Below are 15,938 nucleotides of genomic sequence, written 5' to 3'. Positions count from 1 at the left end.
GAGATAGCGACATGCCGTTTCTGGTCATGGCGGTCTGGATCGCGCTCGAAGCCTGGCTCGTCACGCAGGCCATCGAGCGCATCGGCGGATGGCCCGTCGCGGCCTGGATCGTCGGCGCCGCGGTCATCGGCGTGCTGGTGATCCAGCGCCAGGGCTTGCGCGTGTTTCGCGAGCTGCAGGCTTCGGTGGCGCGTGGCGAGCTGCCGACTCAGCTCGTGTTCGAAGGACTCATCGTGCTGATCGCCGGAATCCTGTTGGTGCTGCCGGGCTTTCTGTCCGACCTCGTCGGACTGTCGCTGCTGCTGTTCGGGCTGCGCAAGCGGCTCGCGATGCGCCTCGGCGAGGGCATGGCGAAGGCGCGTCCCGATCTCAAGCAGCCGGTGACGCTCGAAGGTCAATACCGGCGCAAATCCTGAGGCGCCGAGATTCATCGATGGGTGTCGGCAGGAGGCTTGGCGGCCTAACCGCGTAACCCGGTTGTCCATCTCCAGAATCCGCAAGCCGGGTCACGGCCCCTGGCCCACCCACCCTGGGTTTTCATTCGGTGAACGGGCCGAGAATGTAGCGATCGCGCCCTTCGCGCTTGGCCTTGTAGAGCAGCTCGTCCGCGCGCTGCAGCACCGCGATCGGCTCGACCGCGCTGCCCGGCTCCACCCAGGTCACGCCTGCGCTCGCGCTGATCGGCACACGCTCACCCGAAACCGGATCGATCAGGTCGAGCGAACGGATGCTGCGCAGCAGGCGCTCGCAGACCATCGGCAGGCTCGCGAGCTCGATGTCGTACCAGAGCACCGCAATCTCCTCGCCGCCGTAGCGCACGCGCAGATCGAGCGGCCTGCGGGCCACTTCGGCCAGGATCAGCCCGCCGACGGCGCGCAGTACCTCGTCGCCGAACAGATGCCCGTGGCCGTCGTTGACCTGCTTGAAATGATCGATATCGAGCAGCATCAGCGCCACCAGGCGCTTGTCGCGCCGGGCCTGCGCGAGACGGCTCAGAAAAGCCTGGTTGAACTCCGCGCGAGTCGACAGCCCCGTGAGCGGATCGGTACGCGCCATCGCGGCCGCATGCGCGCTCGCGACCCAGGCGATGCGCGAAATGTACTCATTCATGTAGACGCCGCCGACCGCGATCAGCGTGAGCACGGCGAGCGCGTACAGCTGCATCCCGGTTTCGGACCCCGGCTCGGTCATCGCGTACTGCAGCCAGGCCGTCAACAGGAAGCAAGTCGATAGTCCGGTGGCGATGCGCTTCCAGCCGAAGCCGCCGAACAGGGCGATCGACAGCAGCACCGAGCTCACGAGCTCCATCGGAAACGACATCTGGCCGGCGAGTGCGAGCCCGCGCAGCAATACCGGCGCAAGGCCCGCAGCAACGATCGAAGCACTTTGCAACACCTGCACGAGCATGATGCGATCACGCCGGTAGTAGGTCGCCCAGGCGGTAACGAACAGCAAGGCAGCCAGCGCGAACCCACCGAGACGCAGTGGCCACAGCACCGGGTCGTTGACGCGGAAGACCGGGCAGAAGCCCGGCATCAGGGCCAGCATGAGCCCGAGGATCGCGAACAGCAGGCTGCGCGAGAGCCGATAGTCGCGTCGCTTGGTCGCGCGGTAACTGCTTTCGAGCGGCAGGGAAAACACACGGCCGTAGCCGCGCTGGCGGCGTATCGCTTCGAGTTCCGAAAGCTCGCTCATTCGCTAGGCAAGCAAGCGAAACGAACGGTGCCTCAGCCGCGGCGCACGACGTGCAGGCGGGCACGGGTCGCCGTGCGGCGATTGCCCGCGCCCTGCGTGGCCTGCAGCTCCACCGCTTCGAGGCAGCGCTCGAGCGTGAGGCTGATGGCGGTCTGCGTGCGGATCATTTCGATGCGCGCCCAGGCCGCACGCTCGCCTTCGAGCATGAAGCGATAGACGTTGTCCATCGTCGGGTTGCTCGTGACTTTGGCATAGCGCCACAGACTCGCTTCGGGCGTGATGTTGATGTTGCCGCGATAGTCCTGATCGAGAATGCTCGTGGCGACGTCGAACGGACGGCGGAACTGCTTGATCGGCACGTTCGCGCGCGCGAAGCTGATCAGGCTCGTCGCCTGCGAGCGCACCGTCGAATAGGTGTAATCGCGAGCCGAGTTGAACAACCCGCGACCGCCCGGCTCGCGCTCGCTCATGAACGGCAGCACGTGCGGATTGGTCTGGCTGACGATGAAATGATTGACGTTGTGCAGACGGCGCAGGCGCAGCATCGGCAGGTCGGACTTCAGCGAGCCGTCGTTCCAGCGCAACAGCGGCATGTACGGCACGCGGGCACCGGTTTCGTCTGCCGTCATCAGCATGACCGGCGGAAACAGGATCGGCACCGCACAGCTCGCGAGCACCGCCTCGCGCACGAACAGGTACGGCAGCGTCAGATAATTGAGCAGCTTGGGCTGCTGGTTCACGCCCGCGGGCGAGACGGTGATGTTGAGCACGCGTCCCGACACCTTGTAGGCGTCTTCGAAATTGAGGTCGCGGATGTTCTTGGCCACTGCCCGGCGCAGCTGCGTCTGGTCCATGACCGAGCCGCGCTTGAACATCTGTCTGAACGGCAGCACGCGCCAGAAGTGGTAATAAGCATTCTGCGGATCGAGCAGGTCTTCGAGGTCTTCGACCTTGCGCGTGCCGACGGTGCTCGCCACGATCGCACCCGCGCTGCTGCCCGACATCACCGTCGGCAGCACGCCTTCGCGATAGAGCGCACGCACCACGCCGACGTGAAACAGGCCCAGCGTCGCGCCCCCCGAAAGCATCAGCGCCGAGCGGCCGTAGCTCAAGGCCACGTCGTGGAAGAACTTGAGCTTGTCGCTGAGCGCCCAGCCTTCGGCCTCCGCGTCGACGAGCCATTCGAGCGCGTCACAAACCTCTTGAACGTAGTCGTGAATGAGCTTTTTGGTGCCGATGCGGGCGACGCGGTAGAGCTCGGGGTTGCCGATGTTGCCGAGGTTCCAGTGCAGGCCCTGGCGCAAATGGTGCGCGAGCCGAATCGCGTTGCCCTCGTTACGCAGCTGGCGGATCTGCCGCAGGCGACTGCGAATCAGGCGCCAGTCGTACTCCTCGCTGGCCTCTTCGAGTTTCCACTCGGCCAGACCCTGGATGCGGTCGAGCTCGGCTGCCGCCTCGCGCCAGCTCTTGTAGTCAACGGCATCCAGCATGGCCTGTTGCGCTGATCGCAGCTCGGCACTCATGGATGGTCCTCTCGTTCTGGCGGCTTCATTTCGGGCTGAATGGTCGTTCATTCAGCTGGTAGCCGCAATCGGTAAAAAATGCACTCATCGGTCATGCTCTACCGTTGGCGCGATCGACGGCCTTGCCTACAACCAAAGTCGATACACGAAGCGCTTGACCCGACGAACACCATGAGACACTCCGGCGATGCCCGCCTCGACAACGACATGAGCTCCAGTCCGCAAGCCGATCTGCAGGCGTCCCTCGCCAGCCTGTCCCGCGTCGTCCTCGGAAAGGATCGGCAATTGCGCCTTGCCTTGAGCTGTCTTCTGGCTCGCGGCCATTTGCTCGTCGAGGATATTCCGGGCATGGGCAAGACCACCGTCGCGCTCGCGATGGCCCAGGTGCTCGGGCTGTCGTACAGGCGTGTTCAATTCACCAGCGACCTGTTGCCGGCGGACATTCTGGGCGTCTCGATCTACGAGACGCGCGACGGCAGCTTCCGCTTCCGCCCGGGCCCGGTGTTCACGCAGCTGCTGCTCGCCGACGAGATCAATCGCGCGAGTCCGAAGACGCAAAGCGCCTTGCTCGAAGCGATGGCCGAGCAGCAGGTCAGCGTCGACGGCGAAACGCGCGCGTTGCCGCAGCCGTTCTTCGTCATCGGCACGCAGAACCCAGCCGAACAGGTCGGCGTGTTCCCGCTGCCGGAATCGCAGCTCGACCGCTTCCTGATGCGCATTTCGATGGGCTATCCGAGCGTCGCCGCCGAGCGTGCGCTGCTCATCGAGCCCGACCGGCGCGATCTGCTGTTCGACCTGCGTCCGGTGCTGCAGGCCGAGAGCGTGCTACAGCTGCAGCGGGAAGTCCTGCAGGTGCACACCGCGCCCGCGCTGGTCGACTACATCCTCGCGCTGGTGCAGCACACGCGGACCCAGAGCGCGTTCACGCACGGCCTGTCTCCGCGCGCGGCGCTCGCCCTGCGGCATGCGGCGCAGGCCTGGGCGTACATCGATGGCCGCAAGTCGGTGCTGCCCGAGGACGTGCAGGCGGTGTTCGCCGCCGTGGCGACGCATCGCTTGCAGCCGCGCGAACGCAGCGCCGCCGCCCGGCCGCCGTCGGCCGAAGAGCTGCTCGCCGCGGTCGCCATTCCATAGCGCGCCGCCGACTCATGCGCGGCGGCCGGCTCCAGCATCCTCTGCTCGGTCTGCGCGCGCGCGCCGAATTGTGGGGACAGAGGCGCGCCGGTGCGTTCAGGCGCGAGGCGCAGGTCGAGCGGCGGCGCATCTACATCCTGCCGACGCGATTCGGGGCCGGCTTCGCGCTGATGACGCTGGTGATGCTGGTCGCCGCGATCAACTATTCGAACAGCATGGCCTTCGCGCTGACGTTTCTGCTCGCCGCGCTCGGCCTTGTGAGCATGCATCACACGCATGCGAACCTGGTCGGCGTTTCGCTGCGCTCGCTCGGTGGAACGAGCGGCCACGCGGTGTTCGCCGGCGACGAGGCGCCGCTGCAGTTCATCGCGAGCAACCCCTCGCTCGCACCGCGATTGAGCCTCGAGCTGCGCTGGCCTGCGCAGACCGACGGCGTTCGGCACGATCTGCCCGCGCAAGACAGCACCAGCTTCGCGCTGCGCCTGCCGACGACACGGCGCGGTCGCTTGCAGGCACCCAAGCTGCGGCTCAGCACGCAGGCGCCGCTCGGCCTGTTCGAAGCCTGGACCTGGCTCGCGGTCGACGCGCGCCTGCTGGTCTACCCGAAGCCCGCTGCCGCGGGACGCCTGCCTCCGCCGTGGTCGCAGGGCCAGCTCATGAGCCCGCTGCCGCGCATCGGCAGCGAGGACTTCGCCGGTTTTCGCGACTACGTGCCGGGCGATTCGCCGCGTCTGATCCACTGGAAGAGCCTGCCGCGCACCGGGCGTGCGCTGGTGCAGCGCTTCGACGATGGCGTCGCCTCCGAGATCTGGCTCGACTGGCAGGCGCTCGAAGACCTCGATACCGAGCAGCGCCTGTCGCAGCTGACGCGCTGGGTGCTCGATGCCGACGCTTCGGGATCGCGCTACGGCTTGCGCTTGCCGGGATTCGCGCTGCCGCCGAACGCAGGCGCCGCGCATCTTGGCCTCTGTCTCGAAGCGCTCGCCCTGTTCGACGAACGCAGCGATGGGCGCAGCGACGCGCGCGACGCCGGGCGAGGCCCGCGATGAAGCGGCCGGACGGCAAAGACCCGCTGCCGCAGCGCAGCCTCTGGCGCCTGCTCGCGGTGATGCTGCTCGTGATCGCTCCTCACCTGCTGCGACTGCCGCCATGGGAAACCGCCGCCGTGTTCGCGATCGGCGTCTGGCGCATCGCCGCGACCCTGCATCAATGGCGCATGCCGCACGGCGCGATCAAGGGCGCGCTCGCGATCGGTGCCTTCGTCGGCGTCTATGCGAGCTACGGTCGCATCTGGGGTCAGCATGCGGGCGTCGCGCTGCTCGTCATCATGCTCGCGCTCAAGCTCACCGAACTGCGCGCGCGGCGCGATGTGGTGGTTACCGTGTTCCTATCGTACTTCCTGCTGCTCACGCACTTTCTGTTCTCGCAGGAGATCTGGACGCTGCTGTACCTGCTCGTCTGCGTCGTCGCGGTGACCGCGGTGCTCGCGGATACGCATCACGCCGAAGGCGCCCTGCCCGCGCGGCTCGTACTGGCCACCGGCGGCAAGCTCATCGCGCAGTCCTTGCCGCTGATGCTGCTGATGTTCGTGCTGTTCCCACGCATTCCGGGGCCGCTGTGGACGATGCCCGACGACTCGGGCGGCGCGCGCTCGGGCCTGTCCGAAACGATGGCGCCGGGCGACATCGCCAGGCTCGCGGCCTCGGACGAACTCGCGTTCCGCGTGAGCTTCGAGGGCGCCGCGCCGCCGCCCGATCAGCGCTACTGGCGTGGCCCGGTGCTGTGGGCCTTCGATGGACGAACCTGGAGCGCTCCGTCGCGTTCGTTCAATGCGCCCGCGGCCGAAGCAGGCATGACTGAATACCGCTACGAAATCACGCTCGAAGCGCATCACATGCCCTGGCTGCTCGCGCTCGACCGCCCCGATGCGCGCGATCTGCCCGAGCGCAGCCGCATCAGCGGCTTCTACGAGCTGCTGTACTTCGAGCCTCTACGCGATCGCCTTCGTTATCGCCTGCGTTCCGAGCCCGATGCGAAGCTGCAGGTCGCCTCCCTGAGCGCCCGCGAGCGCGCGCTGCAGCTCGCGTTGCCGAGCGGTTTCAACCCGCGTGCGCTGGCGCTCGCCCAGCAATGGCGACAGGGCGCAGGTAACGATCAGGCCGTCGTCGATGCGGCTTTGCGCCTGTTTCGCGAGCAGGCTTTCTACTACACGCTCGAACCGCCGAGGCTCGGTCGCGACAGCATCGACGAGTTCCTGTTCACGACGCGGCGCGGCTTCTGCGAGCACTACGCGAGCAGCTTCACGTTCCTGATGCGCGCGGCCGGCATTCCGGCGCGCGTCGTCACCGGCTATCTCGGCGCGCAGAAGAATCTGTTCGGCGATTACTACAGCGTCCGCCAATCCGAAGCGCATGCCTGGGCTGAGGTCTGGATCGCCGGCCAGGGCTGGATACGCGTCGATCCGACCGCGGCGGTGTCACCGAACCGGATCGAGCAGACGCTCTCGCGAAGCGGTGCGCGAAACGACGGGCCGCGCGAAGGCCTGCTCGGCTCGCTCGACTGGCGCTCGGCTTACGCGCGTGCGCAGAACGCCTGGGATTGGGTCGATGCGCAGTGGAACGGCCTCGTGCTCGGCTACGGCACCGAGCAGCAGCAGCTGCTGCTCGATCGCATCGGACTCGGCGATTTCGGCCGCATGCTGCTCGCGCTGACTGCGGCGATCACCATCGGGCTCGCGATACTCGGCGGCGTGCTGCTGTGGAAGGCGCGCCCTGCCGCGATGAACGACCCGACGCTCAAGCAATGGAAGCTCGCCGAAGCGCGTCTCGCCCGGCGCGGCCTGCATCGCGCTCCATCCGAAGGCCCACGCGATTTCGCGATGCGCGTCGCGCGCGAGCAACCCGAGCTTGCGCAGCGCATTCAGCAGGTGGTGAAGCTTTACCTGCGGCTGCGCTACGAACGCGATCCCGATGCGGCTTTGCTCGGCGAGCTGCGCGCAGCGGTCAAAGCCCTCACGTAAAGCCGCGTTCCGGCGGCTCCTGCACGCGCGACAGCAGCAGCATGCCGACGACGAAGAACACCACGAGCACGAGGATCGACAGCCTCGCATCGCCCGTGAGCAGCTTGGTGAAGCCGACCGCGAGCGGGCCGAGCACGGCAGCGAACTTGCCGAGCATGTTGTAGAAGCCGAAGAACTCGCCGGATTTGTCGGGCGGAATCAGCCGCGCGTAATAGGATCGCGAAAGCGCCTGCACACCGCCCTGCACGAGCCCGATCGCGGCCGCCATCAGATAGAACTGCATGACCGTCTGCAGCAGGTAAGCCCAGGCGGTCACGCCGATGTAGACGCTCAGGGCCAGATACAAGGCGCGCTTGGTGCCGAGCCTGCCCGCGATCCAGCCGAACGCGATCGCGGCCGGAAAGCCGATGAACTGCACCATCAGCAGCGCGGTGATCAGGCTCGAAGACGGAAAGCCGAGCGCGAGCCCGTAGTCGACCGCCATGCGCACGATGGTGTCGACGCCGTCGATGTAGAGCCAGTACGCGAACAGGAACATCCACACGGGCCTGAGCTTGGACAGCGCGCGAACCGTATCGCGCAACTGCGCAAGACCGGCGGCGACATCGCCAAGCACACCGTTCCCGCGCGTACGCTGCTCGGGCACCTTCAGGAACAAGGGCAAGGAGAACAGCGCCCACCAGATCGCAACGAGCACGAAGGAAACCTGCGTCGCCGAAGCGGCGTTCGCGAGCCCGAACCAATCCGGATGCAGGACCATCAGCACGTTGAGCGTGAACAGCAGGCCGCCGCCGAGATAACCGAGCGCGTAGCCGAGCGCGGAGACGCGGTCCATCTGGGCATCGCTCGCAACGTTGACGATCAGCGAATCGTAGAAGCTCGTGCCGGCCTGGAAGCCGATCGAGCCGAGCGTGAACAGCACGGTCGCGATCAGCCACTCGCCCTGGCCGACCCAGTAGAACGCCGCGGTCGAGAGCACGCCGAGCGCGGTGAACACCGCCAGGAAGCGCTTCTTGAGCCCGCCGCGATCGGCGATGCTGCCGAGCAGCGGCGCGAGCATCACCACGGCCAGGCTCGACACCGAGCTCGCGACGCCGAGCCAGAACGTGCGACTCGCCGAATCGAGATTGCTCGCCCAGTACTGCTCGAAGAAGATCGGAAACAGGCCGGCGACGACCGTCGTAGCGAAAGCCGAATTGCCCCAGTCGTAGCTGGCCCAGGCGAGTTGTCGGCGGCGTTCCGGAGTCATCGGGTCATCCTGGCTGGGCAAGTGGCAGCGTGAGTACGAAGGCGTCTTCGCCGACACCGTCATCCGAACGATAGTAATGGCGGCGCAGGCCGATCTGCGCAAAGCCATACGCGCGATACAGCGCGATCGCCGCCGCGTTGGAGCGACGCACTTCGAGCAGCATGAGTTCGCATTGCGCGGTCTTCGCGGCTTCGATCATGCATTCCATCAGCACGCGGCCGAGGCCTTCGCGGCGACGCTCGGGCGACACCACGATGTTGAGCACCTGCGCCTCGCCGACCGCGATCATCAGGATCGCGTAGCCGATGATGCGCTCGCCATCGATCAGCACCCAGCCCGGATAGCCGGCCTGTAGCGAATCGCGCAGGTTCGCCTCGCTCCACGGATGTGCGTTGGCCGCGCGCTCCACCGCGAGCACCTGCGGCAGGTGATGCGCCTGCATGGGCTGCAGACTCGGCACGCGGATCAGGCCTGGGCGGTGGCCGCTGACGAGGCTTGGGCGAGCAGCTGGTGCACGCGCTTGAGATCGTCCCAGCTCTTGGACTTTTCGCGCGGACTGCGCAGCAGGTAGGCCGGGTGATAGGTCACCAGCACCGGTGTGCGCTCGGCCCCGTATTGATACAGCGGGCCGCGCAGGCGCGACAGCGGTGCATCGCTCTGCAGCAGCCGCTGCGCGGCGACGCGGCCGAGCGCGACGATGAGCCTGGGCTTGAGCAGCTCGATCTGGCGATCGAGATAAGGCCTACAGGCGGCGACCTCGTCGGCCTCGGGGTCGCGGTTGCCGGGCGGACGGCATTTGACGACGTTCGCGATGTAGGTGTTCTCGCCGCGCGAGCGGCCGATGGCCGCGAGCATCTGGTCGAGCAGCTTGCCGGCCTTGCCGACGAAGGGCTCGCCCTTCAGATCCTCGTCCGCGCCGGGGCCTTCGCCGACGATCATCAGCGGCGCGTCCTGCGGGCCCACGCCGAACACGGTCTGCGTGCGCGTCGCGCAGAGCTTGCAGCGCGGGCAATCCTTGACCATCGCGCGCAGGCCGGACCAGTCGGCGGGCACTTCGACCGCCGGCGTCGAGGCGATGATCGGGCTCGCTTCGGGCGCAGGGGGGGGCGCTGGCGGCGGAACCCGCGATCGCGTCGGCGCCGACGGCACTTGCGGCTCTGCCGGGAAACGTCTCCCGTCGTTCGACACCGCCTCGACCGCGATCTGCTCGACGGCTTCCTCGGCGACGCCGGACCGCGAGCGGTAGCTGTCGATGGACAAGGCGTTGAGATAGCGACGGCGGCGAGTCGGATTCATGGGCGCAGTTTATCCCGCAGCGGTCGCCGCGGTCCGCCGTTATGATCGCCGGGCACCGCCGAAACCCCGGCGACGACCGACCTCTTCCACGACTTTCGCATGCGTCGCACGACCGCCGCCCTGTTGATCGCCGCCGCCGCGGCCCTGAGTCCACATTTCGTTCTCGCCGCGCCCGTAGGCGACGAGACGCACCGCACCTACGACGCGGCTCGCGCCGGCTTGCTGCAGATTCGCAGCCTCGTCGATGCCTCGGGACGCCAGTCGTCGATCGGCTCGGGCTTCCAGGTCGATGCGAGCGGCCTGGCGGTGACCAACTATCACGTCATTTCGGAGCATGCGCTCGAGCCGGGCACCTATCGGCTCGAGTACATCCGCACCGATGGCAAGCGCGGCAAGCTGCACCTGCTCGCGGTCGACGTCGCTCACGATCTGGCGGTGGTGAAACTCGACGAACCAGCCGGCAGCACGCTGCCACTCGAACCCGTCAGCACCGAACTGCGCCAGGGCCAGCGGCTCTACGCGATGGGCAATCCGCTCGACATCGGCTTCACGATTGTCGAAGGCACCTACAACGGCCTGACCGAGCGCAGCTACAGCGATCGCTTTCATTTCACCGGGGCGATCAATCCGGGCATGAGTGGCGGCCCGGCCGTCGACGAGGCCGGGCGCGTCGTCGGCATCAACGTCGCCAAGCGGCTCGACGGCGAGCTCGTGAGTTTTCTGGTGCCGGTCCGCTTCAGCGCTGCGCTGATCGACAGGGCACGCAACAAGCCGTTCGCCGAAGCCACGCAGGCCAAGGCCGAAATCGGCCGCCAGCTGCTCGAACGCCAAAGCGAGTTGTATCGCCAGATGATCGGGCATGGCTTTCGCAACAGCGTCGCCGGCCGCTACGAGGCGCCCGAAAGCGAAGCGCCCTGGTTTCAGTGCTGGGCGAGCACCAACGCGGACGAAGTGCCCAAGCCGCGCGCCCGAGTCGATACCACGCAGTGCAGCGCCGAGACCGACCTCTTCATCGCTGGCGATCTGCAGCCCGGGAGCGTGCAGCTGCGTCACGATCATCTGCGTAGCGTCAAGCTAAACGGCTTTCAGTTCGCGAGTTTCCTGAGCGCCTATTACCAGCCGCTGCAAGGCGCAATGCACTGGAGCGCTTCGCGCAAGGCGACGCCGCGCTGCCACGACGATTTCGTCGCGCAGACCGGCGGCGGCGATGACAAGCCACTGCTGCGAGCCGGCATCTGTGCGCGTGCCTATCGCGATTTCGACGGGCTCTACGACGTCACCGTGACCGCGGTGACGCAGGACGCCAACCAGGAAGCGATGGCGCTGCGCCTGACGATGGAAGCTGCGCCTTACGAGCTGGCACTCGAACTCGCACGCGATTATCTCGGAGCGATCTCATGGGCGAAGCGATGATCTCCGAGAGAGATCCGCAAACGGATCGCGTGATCTGGATCGAGCGCCTGTCCCCTCATGGCGAGGTGCTGTCCCGTCATCGGATCGAGCGCCTTCCCATCGTCATCGGTCGCGGTTACGAGAGCGATCTGCTGATCGACGATCCGACGCTGGCGGCGCGCCATCTGCGCATCGGCCGCAACGACAGCGGCGAACTCGTCGCCGAGGATCTCGGCAGCCGCAACGGGCTGTGCCTTGCGAATCGGCAGCGCGTCGAGCGTTGCGTGATCGAACTCGGAGCCGATGCGGTCTACTCGATCGGCGACACGCGTCTGCGCCTGCGCGGCAGCACTCACGCGGTGCCCGAGGAACGGCCGATCGGAAGCTCAGGTCTCGCCTCGGCCTGGATCGCGCCGCTGCTGGGGCTGCTGATCGCCGCCCAAATCATGCTCTCGCTGTGGTTGCAGCAGACCGGCGAGCCGGCGATCAGCAAATACCTGACCGTGACCGTGATGGCCCTGATCATGGGCGTGGTCTGGGCCCTGGTCTGGTCGCTGGTGAATCGCCTGTTCGCCGGGGCCATGCAGTTTTCCCGGCACCTGGCGCTGACGTATGCGGCGGCGGTCGTCAGCTCGCTGATCACGCTGACGCTCGAAACCGCTGCCTATTCGCTGTCGTGGCCGTCGGTGACACGCTACCGCTACCTGGTGTTCTGGCTCACTGCGGGCCTGCTCTGCGCAGGGCATCTGCGGCTCATCGGCGGCGACTATCGGCGCTTCAAGCTCGCGGTGGTCGCGGCCCTCACGCTGCTCGGCGTCGGGGCCAGCGCGCTTTCGCAGCGCGATGCGCGCGAACGCACCGGGCCTGCAGTGGTGGTCGACGAGCTGCTGCCTCCGGCGATGCGTCTCGCTCCCGCGCAGACGCTGGATGCCTTCATCGCGGACGCGGAAAAGTTGCGCGCCGAACTCGACGCGGCCCGGCAGGAGACGCCGCACGACGAGGACGGCGACGACGATTTCTGAGCCTGTCCGCAAAGCAAAAGGCCCGGCGAAAGCCGGGCCTTTTGCTTGCAGGCCGACGCCGATCAGGCCGCCGCGCGGTCCGCCGCCGAATCGCGCAGCGCGCGGTTCAAGCCCGAAAGAATCGCCTTGAACGAGGCGGTGACGATGTTGGCGTCCTTGCCGACACCGAACAGCGTACGCTGCGACGACGAAGCATCACCGACGCGCAATTCGATGTAAGTCACCGCGGCCGCATCGGCACCCGCGCCGATCGCATGCTCGTGGTAATCGACGACCGCGATCGGAACGCCCGCGAGCCTGGACAGCGCGGCCACGAACGCATCGATCGGCCCATTGCCGCTGCCGACGACCTGCTTGCGCTCGCCGCCGACGCTGATCTCGGACTTGAGCTCGACCGAATCGCGCGTCGAGTCTTCGACCAGATGATGCGCGACGTAGGCGTAGGGCTGCGCCGAAGCGAGGTATTCGCGCTCGAAGATGCGCCAGATGTCCTTGGCGGTGACTTCCTTGCCCGAGGCGTCCATGTCGGCCTGCACGACCTGGCTGAACTCGATCTGCAGGCGACGCGGCAGCGACAAGCCGTATTCGTGCTCGAGCAGGTAGGTGATGCCACCCTTGCCCGACTGCGAATTCACCCGGATCACCGCCTCGTAGCTGCGCCCGAGATCCTTCGGATCGATCGGCAGATACGGCATCACCCAGATATCGCTTTCCTTGCGCGCCGAAAACGCCTTCTTGATCGCGTCCTGGTGCGAGCCCGAGAACGAGGTGTAGACCAGATCGCCGACGTAGGGATGGCGCGGATGCACCGGCAGCTGGTTGCAGTATTCGACGGTCTCGCGCACCGCGTCGATGTTGGAGAAATCGAGCTGTGGATCGACGCCCTGCGTGTACAGGTTCAACGCGATGTTGACCACATCGACGTTGCCCGTGCGCTCGCCGTTGCCGAACAGGCAGCCTTCGACACGATCGACGCCGGCCATGATCGCGAACTCGCCCGCGGCCGTGCCGGTGCCGCGATCGTTGTGCGGATGCACCGACAGGATGATGCCGTCGCGACGCTGCAGATTGCGGTGCATCCACTCGATCATGTCCGCGAAGATGTTCGGCGTGGAATGCTCGACGGTCGACGGCAGGTTGATGATGCACGGATTGCTCGGCGAGGACTGCCAGACTTCGGTCACCGCATCGACGATCTGCTTGGAGAATTCGAGCTCGGCGCCCGAGAACATCTCGGGCGAATACTGGAACACCCACTGCGTATCGGGCTGCCGGGCAGCCAGTTCCTGCACCAGCCTGGCGTGCTTGACCGCGAGTTCGGACAGCACCTCGTCCTTGCTCATGTTGAAGACGACGTCGCGCATGATCGGCGCCACGGCGTTGTAGTAATGCAGGATCGCGCGGCGCGCGCCTTTCAGCGCTTCGAAGGTGCGGCGGATCAGCGGCTCGCGCGCCGGCGTCAGCACCTGGATCGTCACGTCGTCGGGAATGCGGTTCTCTTCGATCAGGCTGCGCACGAAATCGAAATCGGTCTGCGAGGCGGACGGGAAGCCCACCTCGATCTCCTTGAAGCCGAGTTTCACGAGCGTCTCGAACATGCGCAGCTTGCGCTCCGCATTCATCGGTTCGATGAGCGCCTGATTGCCGTCGCGAAGGTCCACGCTGCACCAGATCGGCGCCTTGGTGATGACGGCGTCGGGCCAGGTGCGGTCTTTCAGACGCACCGGCGCGAACGGACGGTATTTGGTAGCGGGGTTTTTCAGCATGGCCATGAGGGTGATTCCAGGCTAGGTCGAACGCGCTCGGTGATGAGCTTGCCGCGTTGCGACGTTGTGCACGAACACCGGGATGATGCGGGGCGTGCGATATGAGGCTCGTGACCGCGCCTGCCTAGGCGGGGCGGTCGGTGTCTTGTCTGGGTGGTCACGGTTTGAGCCCCGTGCGGCCGTGTGCGTTCTTGTCTGCCTTACGGCAGAAGGAGAAGCGAAAGAAGCAGCGCCGACGCAGCCGAGACGCGCGAGACGATCTCGCGGTTCTGGCAGGCAACGATGTTGCGGGCGGCTTTCATGGGCGCGGATTCTAGAAAACAAAACCAGCCCGCGTCAAAGATCGATCAGGCCGCGGACGCCGGCTTGCGCCGCACGCGGCGCCAGATCACCGCCGCCGGACCCGACACCGCGTACGCCAGAAAGCCGAGGAACAGCACGCGCGGCGGATCGATCGCCACGAGTACGAGCACGCCGACCACGCCCGCGAAGGTCGCGAACTTCACCGGCCCGGTGAGATTGAGCTTCTTGAAGCTGTTGTAGCGAATGCTCGAGACCATCGACAACGCGGTCAGCAATGTCAGCGGAGCCGCGAGCCAGAGCACTTCGGGCCCCGAAAACGGCACGCGGCCGCTGATCCAGGCGAACAGCGAACGGCTGTCGTCGACGCAACTCCAGACGAAGAAGGTCACCACTGCGGCGGCCGCAGGACTCGGAACGCCGAAGAAATCCTTGTTGCTGCTCGCGATCGCGGCGAGCACGTTGAATCGCGCCAGACGCAGCGCGGCGCAGGCCGCGTAGGCGAAGGCGATGCCCCAGCCGAGCTTGCCGCCGAGCCATTGATAATCGCCCAGGTAACGCAGGCTGAACGCATAGACGACGATGGCAGGGGCGACACCGAAAGCGACCATGTCGCACAGCGAGTCGTACTCCTTGCCGAAATCGCTCGCGGTGTTGGTCATGCGTGCGATGCGGCCGTCGAGGCCGTCGGCGATCATCGCGATCAGGATGCCGACGCAAGCCGCTTCGAAGCGGCCGTTCATCGCCATGATGATGGCGTAGAAGCCGCCGAACAGCGTGCCGGTGGTGAACAGATTGGGCAACAGATAAATGCCCTTGCGGCGTTTGCGAGCCGCAGGCACTGCTGTTGGCGCTTCGGGCGGAAGCTCCTCGCTCATTCGGCGTTTCTCCGCACTATGGTCGCAATCAGGGTCTGTCCGCATTTTACGCGGCTACCGAGCGGCACTTCCACGCGAGCACCGGCCGGCATGTAGAGATCGATCTCACGTGCGAGCCGGCGCAGGCCGCAGCGGCGTCCCTGGCCGACGCGTTCTCCGGCCGGGACTCGGATGGGCAAGGCGCCGAGCAGGCTGCCGCGTCGCACCTGAATGACGAACCCTTCGCCTTCGTCGGTTCGAATGATCGAAGCGCGATGACGCGAATCGTCGACGACATCGACCTCGCCCTCCTTGGGAGCGCGCAAGGAGTAGGCACCCCAGAAGCTCACGCGAATGCCGATGCGCACCGCTTCCCGATCGAGATACGGATCGTGCGCTTCCCGGCGGTAGACGATGCGTCCGTCGACCGGTGCCAGCACCCCGCGTGGCCTGGCCTGGATATCCCGGGCCCGATCGAGAAAGAACAGCAGTAGTGGCAGTTCGAGAGCGAACAGCCCCCAGGCCGCGATCCAGCAGCCGGCCCAGAGCATGCCCCAGCCACCGAGGCCGACCGCCAACATCACGACCCAGCCCTCGGGCGCGATACCGACGATGGGGTTGTAGGAATTTCGCATGGCAGAAACGATAAGGCCGGCAGCTGAGGCCGGCCTTATCGAGATTGCGG

At 66.4% G+C, this 15,938-nt stretch carries 14 protein-coding genes; 6 read left to right on the top strand and 8 right to left on the bottom strand.

The genetic code is table 11. From position 1 onward, the window contains the following. The first annotated feature begins 11 nt into the window (after nucleotides 1-11). Nucleotides 12-416 (top strand): FxsA family protein, encoded by a 405-nt coding sequence (locus WQQ_RS19450; RefSeq protein ID WP_007186968.1) that lies wholly within the window; start codon nucleotides 12-14, stop codon nucleotides 414-416. Nucleotides 417-537: 121 nt separating this feature from the next. Here WQQ_RS19450 and WQQ_RS23320 read toward each other — a convergent pair whose 3' ends face one another. Continuing rightward, nucleotides 538-1,695: a GGDEF domain-containing protein gene (locus WQQ_RS23320; protein WP_007186967.1), complete on the bottom strand. Its 1,158-nt coding sequence runs from the start codon at nucleotides 1,693-1,695 to the stop codon at nucleotides 538-540. A gap of 32 nt (nucleotides 1,696-1,727) precedes the next feature. Beyond that, entirely contained in the window at nucleotides 1,728-3,218 is a 1,491-nt protein-coding gene (locus WQQ_RS19440; RefSeq protein WP_007186966.1) for a DUF3336 domain-containing protein, read from the bottom strand. Nucleotides 3,219-3,389: 171 nt separating this feature from the next. Here WQQ_RS19440 and WQQ_RS19435 point away from each other — a divergent pair, with 171 nt between their 5' ends. Genes WQQ_RS19435 through WQQ_RS19425 form a run of 3 tightly spaced genes read left to right on the top strand, consistent with a single transcriptional unit; the run spans nucleotide 3,390 to nucleotide 7,371 of the window. After that, on the top strand, nucleotides 3,390-4,352 hold the full coding sequence (locus tag WQQ_RS19435) for an AAA family ATPase (RefSeq protein ID WP_007186965.1): 963 nt from the start codon (nucleotides 3,390-3,392) through the stop codon (nucleotides 4,350-4,352). A gap of 14 nt (nucleotides 4,353-4,366) precedes the next feature. Beyond that, on the top strand, nucleotides 4,367-5,401 hold the full coding sequence (locus WQQ_RS19430) for a DUF58 domain-containing protein (protein WP_007186964.1): 1,035 nt from the start codon (nucleotides 4,367-4,369) through the stop codon (nucleotides 5,399-5,401). After that, nucleotides 5,398-7,371, top strand: coding sequence for a transglutaminase TgpA family protein (locus WQQ_RS19425; protein ID WP_007186963.1), 1,974 nt, complete (start codon nucleotides 5,398-5,400; stop codon nucleotides 7,369-7,371). The genes WQQ_RS19430 and WQQ_RS19425 overlap by 4 nt, the downstream gene beginning before the upstream one ends. Here WQQ_RS19425 and WQQ_RS19420 read toward each other — a convergent pair. From WQQ_RS19420 to WQQ_RS19410, 3 genes are read right to left on the bottom strand one after another with little or no spacing between them, the layout of a single operon-like run. After that, a complete protein-coding gene (locus WQQ_RS19420; RefSeq protein ID WP_007186962.1) occupies nucleotides 7,364-8,620 on the bottom strand; it encodes an MFS transporter in 1,257 nt (418 codons plus the stop codon). The two genes, WQQ_RS19425 and WQQ_RS19420, sit on opposite strands and share 8 nt — an antisense overlap. 4 nt (nucleotides 8,621-8,624) lie before the next feature. Beyond that, a complete protein-coding gene (gene rimI / locus WQQ_RS19415) occupies nucleotides 8,625-9,062 on the bottom strand; it encodes a ribosomal protein S18-alanine N-acetyltransferase (protein ID WP_007186961.1) in 438 nt (145 codons plus the stop codon). Between the two features lie 23 nt (nucleotides 9,063-9,085). Beyond that, nucleotides 9,086-9,916, bottom strand: coding sequence for a uracil-DNA glycosylase (locus WQQ_RS19410; protein ID WP_007186960.1), 831 nt, complete (start codon nucleotides 9,914-9,916; stop codon nucleotides 9,086-9,088). A 99-nt stretch (nucleotides 9,917-10,015) separates the two neighbouring features. Here WQQ_RS19410 and WQQ_RS19405 point away from each other — a divergent pair, with 99 nt between their 5' ends. Together WQQ_RS19405 and WQQ_RS19400 are read left to right on the top strand one after the other, a co-directional pair. Further along, the gene (locus tag WQQ_RS19405) at nucleotides 10,016-11,329 is read left to right on the top strand and encodes a S1C family serine protease (protein ID WP_007186959.1); all 1,314 of its coding nucleotides are present in this window, start codon (nucleotides 10,016-10,018) and stop codon (nucleotides 11,327-11,329) included. Further along, nucleotides 11,314-12,330: an FHA domain-containing protein gene (locus WQQ_RS19400; protein ID WP_007186958.1), complete on the top strand. Its 1,017-nt coding sequence runs from the start codon at nucleotides 11,314-11,316 to the stop codon at nucleotides 12,328-12,330. Before WQQ_RS19405 ends, WQQ_RS19400 begins: the two co-directional genes overlap by 16 nt. Nucleotides 12,331-12,392: 62 nt before the next feature. Here the strand turns inward: WQQ_RS19400 and leuA are convergent, their stop codons facing one another. The 3 genes from leuA to WQQ_RS19385 all read right to left on the bottom strand — a co-directional run bounded on the left by leuA (nucleotide 12,393) and on the right by WQQ_RS19385 (nucleotide 15,888). Continuing rightward, a complete protein-coding gene (leuA, locus tag WQQ_RS19395) occupies nucleotides 12,393-14,096 on the bottom strand; it encodes a 2-isopropylmalate synthase (RefSeq protein ID WP_040455347.1) in 1,704 nt (567 codons plus the stop codon). 347 nt (nucleotides 14,097-14,443) lie between these two features. Then, nucleotides 14,444-15,274, bottom strand: a complete 831-nt coding sequence (gene pssA, locus WQQ_RS19390) for a CDP-diacylglycerol--serine O-phosphatidyltransferase (RefSeq protein ID WP_007186956.1) — start codon at nucleotides 15,272-15,274, stop codon at nucleotides 14,444-14,446. Next, on the bottom strand, nucleotides 15,271-15,888 hold the full coding sequence (locus tag WQQ_RS19385) for a phosphatidylserine decarboxylase (protein ID WP_007186955.1): 618 nt from the start codon (nucleotides 15,886-15,888) through the stop codon (nucleotides 15,271-15,273). Before WQQ_RS19385 ends, pssA begins: the two co-directional genes overlap by 4 nt. Between the last annotated feature and the right edge of the window lie 50 nt (nucleotides 15,889-15,938).

It is taken from the genome of Hydrocarboniphaga effusa AP103 (assembly GCF_000271305.1).
GTDB lineage: Bacteria > Pseudomonadota > Gammaproteobacteria > Nevskiales > Nevskiaceae > Hydrocarboniphaga > Hydrocarboniphaga effusa.
This window is presented reverse-complemented; position numbering and strand designations above follow the sequence as displayed.